The 15,888-nt window shown below is 73.4% G+C and carries 11 protein-coding genes; 6 read left to right on the forward strand and 5 right to left on the reverse strand.

Annotated features, from left to right (window positions below; translation table 11 throughout):
* Nucleotides 1-45 precede the first annotated feature (45 nt).
* On the forward strand, nucleotides 46-1,485 hold the full coding sequence (locus ACZ7OY_RS16620; protein WP_471912029.1) for a sensor histidine kinase: 1,440 nt from the start codon (nucleotides 46-48) through the stop codon (nucleotides 1,483-1,485).
* A 39-nt stretch (nucleotides 1,486-1,524) separates the two neighbouring features.
* Here the strand turns inward: ACZ7OY_RS16620 and ACZ7OY_RS16625 are convergent, their stop codons facing one another.
* Nucleotides 1,525-2,019: an SUKH-3 domain-containing protein gene (locus ACZ7OY_RS16625; RefSeq protein WP_471912030.1), complete on the reverse strand. Its 495-nt coding sequence runs from the start codon at nucleotides 2,017-2,019 to the stop codon at nucleotides 1,525-1,527.
* A 46-nt stretch (nucleotides 2,020-2,065) separates the two neighbouring features.
* Nucleotides 2,066-2,602, reverse strand: coding sequence for a YwqJ-related putative deaminase (locus ACZ7OY_RS16630; protein WP_471912031.1), 537 nt, complete (start codon nucleotides 2,600-2,602; stop codon nucleotides 2,066-2,068).
* 297 nt (nucleotides 2,603-2,899) lie between these two features.
* On the opposite strand from ACZ7OY_RS16630, the gene ACZ7OY_RS16635 reads away from it, so the two are divergent.
* From ACZ7OY_RS16635 to ACZ7OY_RS16645, 3 genes are all read left to right on the forward strand, one after another.
* The gene (locus tag ACZ7OY_RS16635; RefSeq protein ID WP_471912032.1) at nucleotides 2,900-3,922 is read left to right on the forward strand and encodes an SMI1/KNR4 family protein; all 1,023 of its coding nucleotides are present in this window, start codon (nucleotides 2,900-2,902) and stop codon (nucleotides 3,920-3,922) included.
* Nucleotides 3,923-3,930: 8 nt separating this feature from the next.
* A complete protein-coding gene (locus tag ACZ7OY_RS16640) occupies nucleotides 3,931-6,690 on the forward strand; it encodes an SUKH-4 family immunity protein (RefSeq protein WP_471912106.1) in 2,760 nt (919 codons plus the stop codon).
* Nucleotides 6,691-6,920: 230 nt separating this feature from the next.
* Nucleotides 6,921-7,820, forward strand: a complete 900-nt coding sequence (locus tag ACZ7OY_RS16645; protein WP_471912033.1) for a cellulose-binding protein — start codon at nucleotides 6,921-6,923, stop codon at nucleotides 7,818-7,820.
* A 138-nt stretch (nucleotides 7,821-7,958) separates the two neighbouring features.
* On the opposite strand, the gene ACZ7OY_RS16650 is transcribed toward ACZ7OY_RS16645, so the two are convergent.
* The 3 genes from ACZ7OY_RS16650 to ACZ7OY_RS16660 form a co-directional block, all read right to left on the reverse strand.
* Entirely contained in the window at nucleotides 7,959-9,608 is a 1,650-nt protein-coding gene (locus tag ACZ7OY_RS16650) for a sodium/solute symporter (protein ID WP_471912034.1), read from the reverse strand.
* Nucleotides 9,605-10,054, reverse strand: coding sequence for a DUF485 domain-containing protein (locus ACZ7OY_RS16655; protein ID WP_384736028.1), 450 nt, complete (start codon nucleotides 10,052-10,054; stop codon nucleotides 9,605-9,607). Before ACZ7OY_RS16655 ends, ACZ7OY_RS16650 begins: the two co-directional genes overlap by 4 nt.
* 280 nt (nucleotides 10,055-10,334) lie before the next feature.
* Nucleotides 10,335-11,837, reverse strand: a complete 1,503-nt coding sequence (locus tag ACZ7OY_RS16660; RefSeq protein ID WP_471912035.1) for an MFS transporter — start codon at nucleotides 11,835-11,837, stop codon at nucleotides 10,335-10,337.
* 466 nt (nucleotides 11,838-12,303) lie between these two features.
* Between ACZ7OY_RS16660 and ACZ7OY_RS16665 the strand changes: the two genes are divergently transcribed.
* Both ACZ7OY_RS16665 and ACZ7OY_RS16670 read left to right on the forward strand, forming a co-directional pair.
* Nucleotides 12,304-13,092 carry an ABC transporter ATP-binding protein gene (locus tag ACZ7OY_RS16665; protein WP_471912036.1) on the forward strand — a complete coding sequence of 263 codons (789 nt, stop codon included), beginning with the start codon at nucleotides 12,304-12,306 and terminating at the stop codon, nucleotides 13,090-13,092.
* Nucleotides 13,089-15,668 (forward strand): ABC transporter permease, encoded by a 2,580-nt coding sequence (locus ACZ7OY_RS16670; RefSeq protein WP_471912037.1) that lies wholly within the window; start codon nucleotides 13,089-13,091, stop codon nucleotides 15,666-15,668. Before ACZ7OY_RS16665 ends, ACZ7OY_RS16670 begins: the two co-directional genes overlap by 4 nt.
* Nucleotides 15,669-15,888 lie beyond the last annotated feature (220 nt).

A 15,888-nucleotide genomic window follows, 5' to 3' on the forward strand; every position in this document is an offset into this window, starting at 1 on the left:
GAAACTAGCCGGAAAAGCCCGGCCCGCCGCCCGTAGGCTGGAGGCATGACCACGACGGGGGAAGACCACTCCGCGGCCCGGACGGGGCCGTGGTGGTGGGCGCGGTGGCGTAGTGCCGCGCTGGACGTGGCGCTCGCGGTGGCGTCCGCGCTGGAGTGTGCGTTGGAGGGTGTGCGGTTCGGCCGGGACGCGGGGATCCCGGCGGCCGCGGGGGCGGGTTTCGGGCTGCTGGCCGGTTCGGCGCTGCTGATCCGGCGCAAGTGGCCGATCGCGGTCGTGCTGGTGTCGATCGCGATCACTCCGGCCCAGATGGGCTATCTGATGGGCATCGTCGGGCTCTACACGCTGGCCGCGTCCGAGCTGCCGCGGCGGATCATCGCGTCGCTGGCGGGGATGTCCCTGGTGGGGATGCTCATCGTGATGCTGGTGCGGGTGCGGCAGGACATGGCGCGGGGTGATTTCGCGCTGGGTGACTGGTTCATTCCGTTCGCTTCGATCACGACGGCGCTGGGGCTGACGGCGCCGCCTGTGCTGCTGGGGCTGTATGTGGGGGCGCGGCGGCGGCTGATGGAGAGCCTGCGGGAGCGGGCGGACAGTCTGGAGCGGGAGCTTCAGCTGTTGGCGGAGCGGGCCGAGGAGCGGGCGCAGTGGGCGCGTAACGAGGAGCGGACGCGGATCGCTCGGGAGATGCATGACGTGGTCGCGCACCGGGTGAGTCTGATGGTGGTGCATGCGGCGGCGTTGCAGGCGGTGGCCCGGAAGGATCCGGAGAAGGCGGTGCGGAACGCCGCTCTGGTCGGGGACATGGGGCGGCAGGCGTTGACCGAGTTGCGGGAGATGCTCGGGGTGCTGCGCAGCGGGGACGGTGTGGCGCGGCGGGAGGGGGCGTCGGTGCCGTTGGCGGCGGTGGGGGCGGCTGCGGCCGCGGCGGCTTCGCGGGCGGCCGACGAGGTCGAGGGGCCGTGTCTGGAGGAGCTGGAGGAGTTGGTGGGGCAGTCGGCGGCCGCGGGGATGGTCGTGGATCTGTCGGTGGAGGGGGAGTCGCGGTCGTATGCGCCGGAGGTGGAGCAGACGGCGTACCGGGTGGTGCAGGAGGCGCTGACGAACGTCCACAAGCATGCGGCGGGTGCGAAGACGTATGTGCGGTTGGCGCACCGGGTGTCGGAGATCGCGATGCAGGTGGAGAACGGGGCGCCGCCGGAGGGTTCGGCGGGGTCGGCGGCGGGGTTGCCGTCGGGGGGCAACGGGCTGGTGGGGATGAGGGAGCGGGTGCTGGCGCTCGGGGGTGTGTTCGTGTCGGGGCCGACGGATGCGGGGGGTTTCCGGGTGTCGGCGGTGATTCCGTCGGCGTCGTCCGCCGGGGCGGGTGCTTCGGGCGCGTCCGTGCCGTCGGACTCGGCGTCGGGCTCGGGCTCGGGGTCGTCCGGGGCGTCGGTGTCCTCGGCGTCGGGTGTGGCGTCCGGTCCCGCGGTGCCGTCGGTGTAATCGCGCGGTGCCGTCGGCGTGCTCCCGCGGTGCGGTGGTTCAGCCCGCGGTGAGCCGTGCCGGTTCGATGCCGGTGACGAGGAGGGCGAGGGCGTGGTCGATGTCGGGGCCGAGGTACCAGTCGCCGGTGTGGTCGAGGGTGTAGACGCGGCCTTCGGTGTCGATGGTGAGGACGGCCTGGGTGTCGGTCTCGGTGCCGAGGGGGCAGACCTCGGTGCCGAGGGCGCGGCCGAGGTCGCCGAGGGTGCGGGCCATGTGCAGGCCGTGCAGGGGGTCGAGGTGGAGTGCGGCGGGGGCGACCTGGCGGCCGGCGCCGGGGGGCGCGATGCGCAGGCCGCCGAATTCGGCCCAGGCCTCGACGGCGGCGGGGAAGACGGTGTGGCGGTGTCCTGCGGGTGAGGTGTGTTCGCGCAGGGTGTCGGCCCATATCTCGGCCTGCTTGATGTCCCAGCGTCCGGGTTGCCAGCCGGCGGCGCGCAGGGCGGCGTCGACGGTCACGGAGAAGCGGGTGGATGAGGTGTGGTCGGCGTGCATGTGCCCTGCGTTCGTCGGCGTCGTGGGTGGGGTGTGGGGGCGGGGGTCAGTCGTCGGTCGCCGCGGGGTCGACGATGCGTACGCCGAAGTGGGCGCTGAGGGCGGTGCAGGCGCGGCAGGGCGGTGCGAAGCTGCCGTGGAGGGGGTCGCCGTCCTCGCGGATGCGGCGGGTGGTGAGTTTGGCCGCTCTGAGGAGCCGGCGGGCTTCGCCGTTGGTCATCGGTTTGCGTGCGGCGCGTTTGGTGCGGGCGGCGTCGGCGGCGGCGATGTGGCGGGAGATCAGGAGTGCTTCGGCGCAGCGTCCGGTGGAGCGGTCGCGTTGGGCGCTGCCGAGGCTGTCGAGGAAGTCCTGGACCAGGGGGTGCAGGGCGGGGGGCTGGTCGCCGCGGGCGGCGGTGCCGGTGAGGGTGGCGCCGCGGACGGAGAGGGCGGCGGCGATGGTGGGGAGTATGCCGTCGCGGCGGTGGTGGAGGGCGGGGGCGTGCGGTGTCTCGCTGGCGCTCCAGTCGACCCTGGGGTCTCCGGACATGGCGGTGTCGGGTCCGGCGTGCGGCCCTGTCTGTGTGGCATTCATGATCGTCATCCCCTCCCGAGCATCCCCCCGGTGGACCCAGGGTGCCAAATCGCGTGGCTGCTGCGGTAACTGGGGCGGTGCGACACGCTCGGTTCCTGGCGGCTCGTCACGGCGGGGTGACGGCTGGTCACTGAAGTGGAGGCCCGGTGACCGGTGTCGGCGTACCGCATAGGCTGTCGCCACCGTGCTGCGTGCGGTCGACGCGCGTGGGAGACGTAGGAGACAGTCCGCTACGGGTCGTGGTGTTCCGGGACCGGAAGGGTGCCGGGGCCGGGCCTGTACAGAGTGCCGCAGGGGGCAACCGTCATGACGACAGGTCGGCTCGGGCAAGCCGCGCCGCCGAACGCGGCCTATGCCGGGCAGGTCGTGCACTTTCCGGATCCGGTCCGGGCCGCTCGGCACCCGAGGGGGGTGCGGGTCGATGAGGGCGGTTATCCCGACTTCTCGCCGTACGCGCGTGCGGTGGCCGAGATCGCGGAGCCGCCGGAGGGTTTCGGGGTCGACGAGCTGCGGTTGACGGACTATGTGTCGGCGAACGCGGCGTCGGCCGCGGCGGGGCACGAGCTGTGGGACACGGTGGCCGATGTGGCGACTCCGCACGGCTGGACGTGGCATCACGTGGTGGGTTCGCGGCGGCTGGAGCTGGTGCCGGTCGAGGTGAAGGCGTTGTTGCGGCACCACGGTGGGGTGGCGACGGCGGTGGTGGACCACGGCAAGCGGGGGACGCGGCCGTTGCAGGAGACGCGGCCTGCTCACTTCGGTCTGTCGAAGTCGGGTGTGGCGGTGTCGGAGCAGCAGGTGCAGGGGGTCGAGGAGGACCTGGGGTACCGGTTGCCGGGTGCGTACCGGTCGTTCCTGAAGGCGGCGGGCGGTTGCGCGCCGGTGGGTACCGCGCTGGACGCGGAGTTGGGGCTGCTGATCGACCAGCCGTTCTTCACGGTGCGGGACGAGGCGGCGGTCAATGACCTGGTGTATGTGAACAAGTGTCTGCGTGACCATCTGACGAAGGATTACCTGGGGGTCGGTTTCGTCCAGGGCGGGTTGCTGGCCGTGAAGGTGAAGGGCGACCGGATCGGTTCGGTGTGGTTCTGCGCGTACGACGATGTGCGGGACGTGGATCCGGGGTGGTCGCCGGCGGAGCGGGTGGAGCGGTTGCTGCTGCCGTGCGGTGAGGACTTCGATGTGTTCCTGTCGCGTCTGGCGGGCAGTCCGCCGGAGTTGGAGACGGTGGCGAACCTGATGGTGGACGGTGGTTTCGCGCGTGCGGTGCCGGTGTCCTCGGTGCCTTCCGCGTCTTCTGCGTCTTCTGCGTCTTCGGTGGGGGAGTGACTTCGGCGATGGTGACGTACGCGCAGGCGCAGGAGCGCGCCGAGGAGTGGGTCAACGGCGATGTGCCGGCGTATCAGCACCGTGAGGTGCGGGTGCGGGAGTTCGGGCTGGGCTTCGTGGTGTGGGCCGAGGACCGGGTGGACGGGCCGCGTTCGGACGGGGGCGCGCAGCGGCTGGTGATCGCGCGGGACAGCGGGGACGCGACGCTGTGGCCGGGGCTGCCGGTGGGCGAGGTGATCCGCCGGTACGAGGAGGAGTACGGGCGTGCCGAGGAGGGGGCGGCGGACGAGGCTCCGGCTCCCGCGGCGCGGGTGGATTTGAATCAGACGTCGTTCTTGCTGAGTCCGCCGGAGTGGTTGCAGGAGGCGGCGGACAAGCTCGGTATTCCGGACCGGCGGGGCGAGGGGGCGCGGGCCGCGTCCGGTGCCGTCGGGACCGGCGGGGGTGCCGCGGGCGGGGGTTCGCTGCCGCAGACCCAGGCGGGGGTGCCGGGGGCGCAGTCAGGCGCGGGTGCCGCGTCGGGTGCCGGGGTGTCGTGGCCGGTGGCCGGCGGCGAGGAGGGCGCGGGAGCGCCCGGCGGGTCCGCGGGGGCGACGCCCTGGGCGGGTACGGACACCAATGCGGACTTCGGGGAGGACCGTTCCGTACCGCTGCCCGCGACGGTGTTCGCGCCGCCGGTGGGTGACGGCGGCGACGGGATGCAGGACGCCAAGACGGAGCTGATCTCGGGCGGCAGCCGGCTTCCGCCGACGGCGGTGACGCCGGTGTTCGACGCCTCGCCCGCGCCCGGTGCGCCCGCGACGTACGGCTATCCGCAGGGTGCGGGTGCCGCGGCCGGGCCGGCGCCGGTGCCCGGTGGGACGCCGCCGCCCGGTGCCGTGTCGTACGGATACCCGCAGGGCCCGCCGCCGGCTCCGGGCACGCCTGCGCCGGGTGTGCCGGGTCCGGCTCCGGTGCCGGGGGCCACGCCGCCCGGTGCCGCGGTGTACGGGTACCCGCAGACGCCCGGTGCCCAGGGTGCTCCGGCGGCGGCGCCGGGCGCTGCGCCTGGTGCGCCCGCGCCGTCCGGTCCGGGTGCGCCGCAGCGGCCGCTTGCGCCGAACGCCGGGGACATCGCCGACGCCGCGACCAGCAAGGCGGCGCCGCCGCGTCGGGCGCGGGGCGCGGGTGAGCCGCCGCATCCGCCGGGCCTCCCGGGTGCTCCGGGCGCGCGGCCGGGCGGTACGCCGCCTCCCGCGCCGTCCGGTCCGGGTGCGCCGGGTGCGGGTGCGGGCGGTTATGTGCCCACGCAGCTGGTGTCGGCGCTCGGGCCCGACGGGCCACAGGGGCCTGGGGTGCCGCAGCCTCCGGGGCCTCCGGGGGCGCCGGCCGTCCCGAACCCGCCCGGCGCGCCGAGCGTGCCCGGCGGTACGCCTCCGGGCGGTGCCGACGGTCCTCACGCCGCGACGATGCTGGCCGATCCCGGCCGGCCGGGCGCGGGTGTCCCGGGCGCGCCGCAGTCTCCGGGTGTGCCGCAGCCTCCGGGTGTGCCCGGTGCGCCGTTCGCGCCGAACCCGCCGGGTGCTCCCGGCGGGCCGGCCTCCGCCGGGGGGCCGCAGGGTGCGGTGCACCATGCGGAGACCGTGCTGGCGGCGCCCCCGGTGGGTGCCCCCGTCGCGTTCCCGCCGCCTGCCCCCGGTGTGCCCGGCGCGCCCGCGGGGATTGCGCAGCCGATGCCGCCCGGTCCGGTCCCGCCCGGTGCCGTGCCGCCCGGTGCGGTGCCGTCGGGTCCGCCGGTGCCGCCGCCCGGTGCCCAGCCGACGGTCGGTCCCGGCTATCAGGCCGTGTTGCGCTACCGCGCGCACGACGGTTCCGAGCAGCAGCTGATCCGGCGTTCGGCGCCGGGCACCCCGCACCCGGAGTGGCAGATCTTCCACGAGCTGCGCGGCATGAACGTGCCGCCGGGGCAGGTGCTGGAGCTGCACACCGAGCTGGAGTCGTGCGAGCTGCCGGGTGCGTACTGCGCGCGGATGATCCGGGAGCAGTGGCCGCAGGCGCGGATCGCGAGCATCGCGCCGTACGGCACGGATCATGCGAGCCGGCAGCAGGGCATGCAGCAACTGCTGGCGCATCAGGGCGAGTTGCATCAGGTCGCGGACGGTCCGGCGCGTCCGGCGCCGGTGCGGGCGCCGCTGCCGCCGGTGCAGCCCGCGCCGCCGATCCCGCCGGAGGGCATCGCGCAGGAGCTGGCGGCGGCGTTCGGGCCGGGCGTGTTCCGGTTCGAGCAGGCCGCGGTGTCCCGGCAGGGTGTGCCGCCGGTCGTGGCGCACACGCTGGTGGTGGCGGGTCTGCCCGCGGACATGGGCCCGTTCTTCTGGGCGCAGGCCCAGCCGGGACGGCCGGTGCCGACCCTGGCGGAGCTGGCGCAGGAGCGCGGGGTGCGGCCGGCGCCCGACGCGGGCTCGTACCTGGTGATGGGCAGCGACTTCGGCAAGGCGATCTGTGTGCAGTACGGCACGGCGAACATCGTCGCGGTGCCGGTGGAGGCGGGGCCGGGCGGCGCGTCGGTGCCGCCGCAGTTCGTCAACACCGGGCTGCCGGAGTTCGCGCGCTGTCTGGCGCTGCTCGGCCGGATGTGGCGGCTGCGTTTCGGTCTGAACCAGGAGCAGGCGGGCCGCTGGACGGTCGACTTCCAGAGCCAGCTGGTCTCGCTGGACCCGGCGGCGCTGGGTTCGCCGGAGAGCTGGTGGTCGGTGCTGCTGGAGCAGATGTGGGACGGGCTGCTCTGACGGGGGCGGACGTCGGCTGAAGCGTGGCAGGGGGTGGCCCCGGTCGGTGGACCGGGGCCACCCCCTTTTTCGTATGTCGTTCTCGTCGGTCGGCGGCTGCGGTTGCGCCGGTCGTGTTCGCGGCCGTGACGCACTCGCGGAGTGTCGCGTTATGAACGCTTATGCCTGATCCATCAGTATGTGCGCGCAATCGTCGTTTCGTGTGTGCAGGGTGGAGAGGGGCTTCCAGGATGAGCAGCGCATCGGTGTCGCCGTACGGTTTCGTGACCGTACGGCGGCGCGGTTACCGTCCCGAACAGGTCGATGCGCAGGCCGCCGCGCTCTCCCGCGCCCGCGACGCCGCCTGGGAGCGCGCCGCCCGGCTCACCGTGCTGGCCAAGGAGATGGAGGCGCAGGCGGCCGGGCTGCGCGAGACGGTCGCGCGGCTCGCCCCGCAGACGTACGAGGGGCTCGGGGAGCGTGCGCAGTCGTTGTTGCGGCTCGCACGGGACGAGGCGGCGGCGGTCCGGGAGCACGCGCGGGAGCAGGCGGGGGAGCAGGCCGCGCAGGCCGAGGCGGACGCCCTGGAGGCGGGCCGGGCGGCGCGGGAGCACGCGGACGAGGTGGGTGCGCAGGCGGAGGAGTCCGCCCGGCAGTGGCTGCTCACGGCACGCGCCGAGGCCGACGGGATCCGGATCGCCACCCGGCGCGAGGTGAAGCGGTCCCGCGGCGAGGTCCTGTCGGCGCTGCGGGAGGCGCGTACGCGCACCGCCGCGATGCGTGACGCACAGGCGAAGGAGCAGGCCGAGCAGTGGGCGCAGGAGGAGCGCGCGGCGCTCGCGCGCGCTGACGCGCTCGACGCGCACCAGGCCGGTCTGGTCGCGCGTGCCGAGGCGGCCCTCGCCGAGGCGAGGCGGGCGTTCGCCGACGCCGAGCAGTCGGCGGCCCGGCGGCAGGAGGAGGCGCAGGCGCAGGCGGCCGGACTGCTGGCGCGAGCCCGGGCGCAGGCGGAGGGGATCAGCCGGGACACGGAGCAGGTGCTGCGCGAGCACGGGGAGCAGTGGGACGAGGTACGGGCCCACATGGACCATGTGCGCAGCCGCCTCAGCGCCCTGACGGGCCGCACGGCGCCGGTGGAGCAGGCACCCTGACGGGCGCGCCGACGGAGTGACCGCCCGCCCGGGCGGGGTGCGGATGAAGTGGACGCCCGGACGGGCAGGGCACGCCGGGCGGGCCGGGCGCGGCGGGAGCAGGCGGCAGCGCGGTGGGAGCCCGGGCTCGGGGCGGGCTCACCTCCCCCCGGGCGGCGCTCCCGTCTCCCCGGGTGCCGCTTCCGTGCCGCCGCGGGCCGCTCCTGCCAGGATCCACGCCTCCACCGCCTCGTACTGGCGGCGTTGCTCCTCCGCCTGCCGGCGGCCCGAGGCGAGGGTGCCGAGCCAGCCGAGGGCGAAGCCCAGCGGGATGGTGACCAGGCCGGTGGTGGTGAACGGGAACCAGTTGAAGTCGGCCTCGGGGAAGGCGGAGGCGGGCGAGCCCGACACCAGGTTGGTGCCCGGCATCAGCACCAGGACCGCGAGGGAGCCGCCGATGAGGGTCCACAGCAGACCGGTTCGGGTGTAGCGGCGCCAGAAGAGGCTGTAGACGAGGGCGGGGGCGAGCGCGGAGGCGCCCAGGCAGAAGGAGACGGTGGCCAGCGGCTGGAGGCTGCGGTGCTGGACCTGGGTGGCCAGCAGGACCGCGGGGAGCCCGACGGCCAGGGCCGACAGGCGGGCCAGCAGCATCTCGCGGCGCGGTGTCGGCTTCCGTCCGCGGGTGGCGAAGACGTCGTGGGCGAGGGAGTCGGCGCAGGCGAGGATCATTCCGGCGACGGAGGCGAGCAGGGTGAGGAAGAGCGCCGTGGTGACGGTGGTGAACAGCAGGGTCTCGGCCGTCGACACGTCGGGGCCGAAGGCGGCGCGCGAGCCCAGCAGGTAGGCCGTGTTGCCCTGGGGGTCCTCCCGGGCTATCGCCTCCCGGCCGATCAGCGCGGTGGCGCCGACGCCGACGACCGTGATGACGAGGACGAACAGGCCCACCGCGGACACCGCCCAGGACAGCGAGCGGCGCACCTGCCGGGCGCCGGCGGCGGTGTACATGCGCATGGTGATGTGCGGCAGGCAGGCGCCGCCGAGCACCACCGACAGCTGGGACGTGATCATGTCGATGCGTGGGTACGGGCTGTCCGCGAACTCGAGGCCGGAGCGCAGGAAGGCGGCGCCGACCCCGCTCTGCGCGGCGGCCGTGGCGAAGAGGGTGCCCGGGTTCCAGTCGAAGCGGCGCAGGATCAGTACGGCGACCACGGCGCCCGAGCCGAGCAGTGTCACGATCTTCAGGATCTGGATCAGGGCGGTGCCCTTCATGCCGCCGATGGCCGCGTAGCTGATCATCAGGGCGCCCATGCCCAGGACGCAGGCCGTCTTCAGCGAGTCGCCGGAGAAGCCGAGGATGAAGGCGAGGAGCTGGCCGGTGCCCGCGAGCTGCACCAGCATCAGCGGCAGCAGCGCGGCGAGGGTGACCGCGCAGGAGGCGATGCGTACGGCACGTCCTGGCATCCGGCGGGCGAGGGCGTCGCCCATGGTGAACCGGCCCGCGTTGCGCAGGGGTTCGGCCAGCAGGAACATCAGCAGCATCAGGGACAGTGCGGTGCTGAGGGCGAGGACGATCCCGTCGTAGCCGCACAGGGCGATCACGCCGCCGGTGCCCAGGACGGTCGCGGCGGAGATGTAGTCACCGGCGATCGCGAGGCCGTTGCGCAGCGGGGAGAGGGATCCGCCGGTGTAGAACGCGTCGAGGTCGTCGTGGTCGGGGCCGGTGATCACGCACAGCAGCAGGGTGAGGGTGGCCACGGTCGTGAAGGCGATCAGGGACATGGTCTGTGCGCTGTCGCTGAACCCGGTCATCGGCCGGCTCCTCGCCTGGCGTCCAGTTCGGCCAGGGTGCGGATGCGGTCGGCGAGGGGGTCGACACGGCGGCGGGCGGTGTGTTCGTAGAGCGCGACGGCCAGCCAGGTGACGGGGAGCTGGAGCAGGGCGAGCAGCAGGCCGGTGGGCAGGCCCTCGGTCGGCATGCGGGTCATGAAGGACGGGGCCAGGGCGGACAGCAGCAGGAAGAGGGTGAAGTAGCCGAGTGCGGTGAGGGTGGCCACGCGGCGCTGCCTGCGGTAGGCGCCGCGCAGGATCCGCAGGTCGCTGTGGCGTCCGAGGGATTCGCGGTGCGGGCGGCGGCGTGGTGCGGGCTCCGGTGGCGGTTTCGGCTGCCAGGGGTAGGTGGGGGACGGCGGCTGTTGCGGGTGCGGCCGGGCGTGGGGGTGGGCGTGCGGGTGCGACGGGAACGGGTCGTGGCTCATCCCGGGCTCCTTGCGTGGCTCGGGTCCGTGGCGGCGGACCGCAGGGAGGTGGGGTGCGGGTCAGGAGGTGGGGGTGCGGGTCACGCACGCTACTCGGGCCGTTGACCGGTGTGGGGGCTTTTCGCCGAACTGGGCGGTAGGTACGCGCTTGCCTGACCGACCTGCGGTGTTGTGCGCGGTGTTACCGCCGGTGACAGTGCGGGGATGCCGGTGCGGTGACGGATGTCGGTGCGGTGGTGTCGGTGCGGTGGTGTCGGTGCGTTGGGGTCGGTCGGCGGGGTCAGTCGGCGGGGTCCCGCAGCACCGGGAAGCGACGCGGTGCGACGAACAGCAGCACCAGGAAGGCGAGTGCGGCGGCGCAGGACGCGCCGAGGTACACCGCGTGCACGGCGTCCGCGACGGCCCGCCGGGTGGCCTCCGGCACGGTGCCCCCGTCCAGGCCGCGGGTGACGGAGTCCAGGTCCCCCGCGCCGCCCAGGCGGGCGGCGAGCACCCCGTTGGCGACCGCGCCGAACACCGACGCGCCGATCGTCTGCCCGGTCTGGCGGCAGAAGAGGACGGAGGCGGTGGTCGTGCCGCGTTCCGCCCAGCCGACCGTCGACTGCACGCCGACGATGAGGGGCAGCTGGAACAGGCCCAGGGCGGCGCCGAGCAGCAGCATCAGCAGGGCCGGCTGCCAGGCCGCGCCGGGGTAGGGCAGGAAGGGGAACGCGAGCAGGATCACCGCGGCCGCGCCGATCCCCAGCATCGCGGTGTCGCGGAAGCCGATCCGCCGGTAGACGTGCTGGCTGAGCGCGGCCGACACCGGCCAGCTCAGCGTCCATACGGACAGGACGAATCCGGCGGCCACCGGGGCCAGGCCCAGTACCGACTGCGCGTAGGTGGGCAGGAACACGCTCGGCGCCACCATCAGCAGGCCGAGCGCGCCCAGCGCGAGGTTGACCGCGGCGATCGAACGGCGGCGCCAGACCCAGCCCGGGATGATGGGGTCGGCGGCCCGGCGCTCGACCACCACGACCAGCGCGGCCAGCGCGAGTCCCGCGGCGAACAGGGCGATCGACGGCGCCGACAGCCACGGCCAGGCCACCCCGCCCTGCACCAGCGCCGTCAGCAGGACGCCGCCGCAGGCGAACACGGTCAGCGCGCCCGCCCAGTCGACCCGCACACGGGCGCGGGCCGGGCGGCGCGGCTCGTGCAGATGACGGACGATCAGCCACAGCGCGACCGCGCCGATCGGCAGGTTGACCAGGAAGATCCAGCGCCAGTCGGCGTAGGCCGCCAGCACGCCGCCCAGGCCCGGACCCGCGACCGCCGACACCGCCCACACGGTGGACAGCCTCGACTGGATCCTCGGGCGCTCGGCCAGCGGGTACAGGTCGGCCGCGAGGGTCTGCACCGTGCCCTGCAGCGCCCCGCCGCCGAGCCCCTGCACGATGCGGAACGCGATCAGCGCGCCCATGTTCCAGGCGAGCCCGCACAGCAGGGAGCCCAGCAGGAAGACGGCCGCGCCGGCCACCAGCACGGGTTTGCGGCCGAAGGTGTCGGAGAGCTTGCCGTAGACCGGCAGGCTGACCGTCACCGCGAGGAGATAGCCGGAGAACAGCCAGGAGAAGACGGAGAAGCCGCCGAGGTCGCCGACGATCTGCGGGACGGCGGTGGAGACCACCGTGGAGTCGAGGGCCGGCAGGGCCATGGCGAGCATCAGCGCGGCGACCACCGCGCCCCGCTGCCGGGTGCCGGTGCGCTGTACGGCTTCGCGTGTCGCAGGTGTCGTACCGCTCACCGGATCCCCTCTCCGTGCCCCCTGCAGCTGTCTCGTACGACAGCTTCCCACTTGCCCCTGACGCGACGGCAGGGTGGAGGGTGATCCCGCCACCGGGTGGAGGTGACCCCGAGAGCGTCTCCACCCGAGGGCGGACGACCCCTAGGGGTATCTCCGCACAGGGGGTCGGGGAGGGTTCGTACCGGCGGAGGAGGAGACGGACCGGGTGCCGTCCTTACATTGGTCCTACGTCGCCGGGACGCCCCGCCGCCACCGTCGGAGGGTGGGGTTAACCCCCCGGAAAGAGGGTGCCGAGCACCAGCGCGCCGCACCCTCTCCCGCCGACAGACTGGGCGGCGTACGGACGAGGTGGCGGAGTTCCGCCACACCCGCGCCGGCGTACGACGTACCGACGCACACGCACACGCGCACCGACCCCACCCGGGACCGGTGCGGCCTACTTGCTGACTGATATAGGAGACAAACCGTGACATCGGCTGTGACCATCACCAGGCACGGGGGCACTGGAGGGCGTACGGCCGTTGCCGCGCGAGCGCGGCAGGTCGTCAAGGCCTACGGGGCCGGCGAGACCCGTGTCGTCGCGCTCGACCACGTCGACGTGGACATCGCCCGCGGCCGGTTCACCGCGATCATGGGCCCCTCGGGGTCCGGCAAGTCCACCCTGATGCACTGCCTCGCCGGGCTCGACACCGTGACGAGCGGTCAGATCTTCCTGGACGAGACCGAGATCACCGGCCTGAAGGACAAGAAGCTCACGCAGCTGCGCCGGGACCGGATCGGGTTCATCTTCCAGGCCTTCAACCTGCTGCCGACGCTCAACGCCCTGGAGAACATCACGCTGCCCATGGACATCGCCGGGCGCAGGCCCGACAAGGGGTGGCTGGACCAGGTCGTGGAGACCGTCGGCCTCGCCGAGCGGCTCAAGCACCGGCCCAGCCAGCTCTCCGGCGGCCAGCAGCAGCGCGTCGCCGTGGCCCGTGCGCTCGCCGCCCGCCCCGAGATCATCTTCGGTGACGAGCCGACCGGAAACCTCGACTCCCGCGCGGGCGCGGAGGTCCTGGGCTTCCTGCGCCGCTCCGTGGACGAGCTCGGCCAGACCATCGTGATGGTCACGCACGACCCGGTGGCCGCCTCGTACGCCGACCGCGTGCTCTACCTCGCCGACGGCCGGATCGTCGACGAGATGCTCAAGCCGACCGCCGACACCGTCCTCGACCGCATGAAGGACTTCGACGCCCGGGGGCGTACGTCATGACCGTCCTGAAGACCTCGATGCGCAACTTCTTCGCGCACAAGGGGCGCATGGCCCTGTCGGCCGTCGCCGTCCTGCTGTCGGTGGCGTTCGTGTGCGGCACGCTGGTGTTCACCGACACGATGAACACGACGTTCGACAAGCTGTTCGCGGCCACCTCCTCCGATGTGACGGTGAGCGCGAAGAGTGCCTCGGACACCGGTGAGACCACGTCCGGGAACGGCAGGCCGCCGGTCATGCCGGCCGCCGTCCTGGACAAGGTCCGCGGGGTGCCCGGCGTGAAGTCGGCGGAGGGGGCCGTCTTCTCCAGCGCCGTGACCGTCGTCGACGCCGACAAGGACAACCTGTCGCCGTCCAGCGGCGCGCCCACCATCGTCGGCAGCTGGAACGCCAACGAGGCCCGCACCATGAAGGTCACCTCCGGTGCGGCGCCGAAGGGCTCCGGCCAGGTGATGGTCGACGCGGACACCGCCGACAAGCACGACCTGAAGCTCGGTGACGAGATCGGCGTGATCAGCGCGGTCGGCACGCACACCGCGAAGATCTCCGGCATCGCCACCTTCACCGTCACCAACCCCGGCGCGGCGATCTTCTACCTGGACACCGCGACCGCCCAGCAGGCGCTCGTCGGGCAGACCGGCGTGTACACGAACGTCAACGTCACCGCGGCCGCGGGGACCAGCGACGAACAGCTGAAGAAGAACGTCACGGCCGGCGTCGGCGCCGCCTACAAGGTGCAGACCGCCAAGGAGACCGCCGACGCCAACCGCAAGGACGTGGGCAGCTTCCTGGACGTCATGAAGTACGCGATGCTCGGCTTCGCCGGGATCGCCTTCCTGGTCGGCATCTTCCTGATCATCAACACCTTCTCGATGCTGGTCGCCCAGCGCACCCGCGAGATCGGTCTGATGCGGGCCATCGGCTCCAGCCGCAAGCAGGTCAACCGCTCGGTGCTGGTCGAGGCGCTGCTGCTCGGCGTGACCGGCTCCGTCCTGGGCGTCGGCGCGGGCGTCGGCATCGCCGTCGGCCTGATGAAGCTCATGGGCATGACCGGCATGAACCTGTCCACCGACGACCTGACGGTGGCCTGGACGACCCCGGTGATCGGCATGCTCCTGGGCATCGTCGTCACGGTCCTGGCCGCCTACCTGCCCGCCCGCCGGGCCGGCAGGGTCTCCCCGATGGCCGCCCTGCGCGACGCGGGCGCCCCCGCCGACGCCAGGGCCGGAGTCGTACGGGCCGTGCTCGGTCTGGTCCTCACCGGCGCCGGCGGCACCGGCCTCTACCTCGCCTCCACCGCCGCCAAGGCGACCGAGGGCTCGCTGTGGCTCGGCCTCGGCGTGGTGCTGAGCCTGCTCGGGTTCGTGGTGATCGGCCCGCTGCTCGCGAGCGGCGTGGTGCGCGTCCTCGGCGCGGTCCTGCTGCGGGCCTTCGGCCCGGTGGGGCGCATGGCCGAACGCAACGCCCTGCGCAACCCGCGCCGCACCGGCGCCACCGGCGCCGCCCTGATGATCGGCCTCGCGCTGGTCGCCTGCCTGTCGGTGGTCGGCTCCTCCATGGTCGCCTCCGCCACCGACCAGCTCGACAAGACCGTCGGCACGGACTTCATCATCCAGAGCGACCGCGGGCAGCCCATCACCGCACAGGCGGTCCAGGCCGTGAAGTCGGTGCCGGGGCTGGCCCGGGTCACCGAGTACAAGGTCACCTCGGCCGACTACACCACCCCCGACGGCAAGACGCTCAAGGACACGGACATCACGGCCGCCGACCCGACGTACGCCACCGACCTGCGCACCAAGACGGTCGCCGGGGACCTGAAGGACGCCTACCTGCCGGACTCGATGTCCGTGCACGAGAAGTTCGCCGAGGCGCACGGCGTCCACCTCGGCTCGAAGATCAAGGTCGCCTTCAAGGACGGCGCCACCGCCGAACTGACGGTCCGCGCCATCACCAGCAGCGACGTCGTCATCGACTCCGGCGCGAAGTACATCTCCACCGCCACGCTCGCCAAGTACGTGCCCGCCGCGAAGACGCCCCTGGACCAGATGGTCTTCGCCTCGGCGAAGGACGGGCAGCAGGCGGCCGCGTACAAGTCGCTGAAGACCGTGCTGCACGACTACCCGCAGTACACCGTGCGCGACCAGACCGACTACAAGCAGGCGCTGAAGGACCAGATCGGGCAGATGCTGAACCTGATCTACGGCCTGCTGGCGCTCGCGATCATCGTCGCGGTCCTCGGTGTGGTGAACACGCTCGCCCTGTCCGTGGTCGAGCGCACCCGGGAGATCGGCCTGATGCGGGCCATCGGCCTCTCCCGCCGCCAGCTGCGCCGCATGATCCGGATGGAGTCGGTGGTCATCGCCCTCTTCGGCGCGCTGCTCGGCCTCGGCCTGGGCATGGGCTGGGGCGCGACCGCCCAGCAGCTGCTCGCCCTGGAGGGACTGAAGGTCCTCGACATCCCCTGGCCGACGATCATCAGCGTGTTCATCGGCTCGGCCTTCGTGGGCCTGTTCGCCGCCCTCGTCCCGGCGTTCCGGGCGGGCCGGATGAACGTCCTGAACGCGATCGCCACGGACTGATCAGGGAGCGGCCACCGCATACGGGGGTTGCGGAGGAAAGACCGGCGCCGGAGAGCCCTGCGGGGACTCTCCGGCGCCGGCTGCGTTCCGTCACCCTCGGGGCGTTGTCCACAGCCCCGGCGCCGGGCGGCGCACCGTCGTACTCTGGACACCCCCGGCCCGTGACACGCGTCGGGCCCTTCGCGTTGCCCACCCGGCCCCCGGTACGCCCCCGGTGTAC

This window comes from Streptomyces sp. NPDC107559 (genome assembly GCF_055657365.1).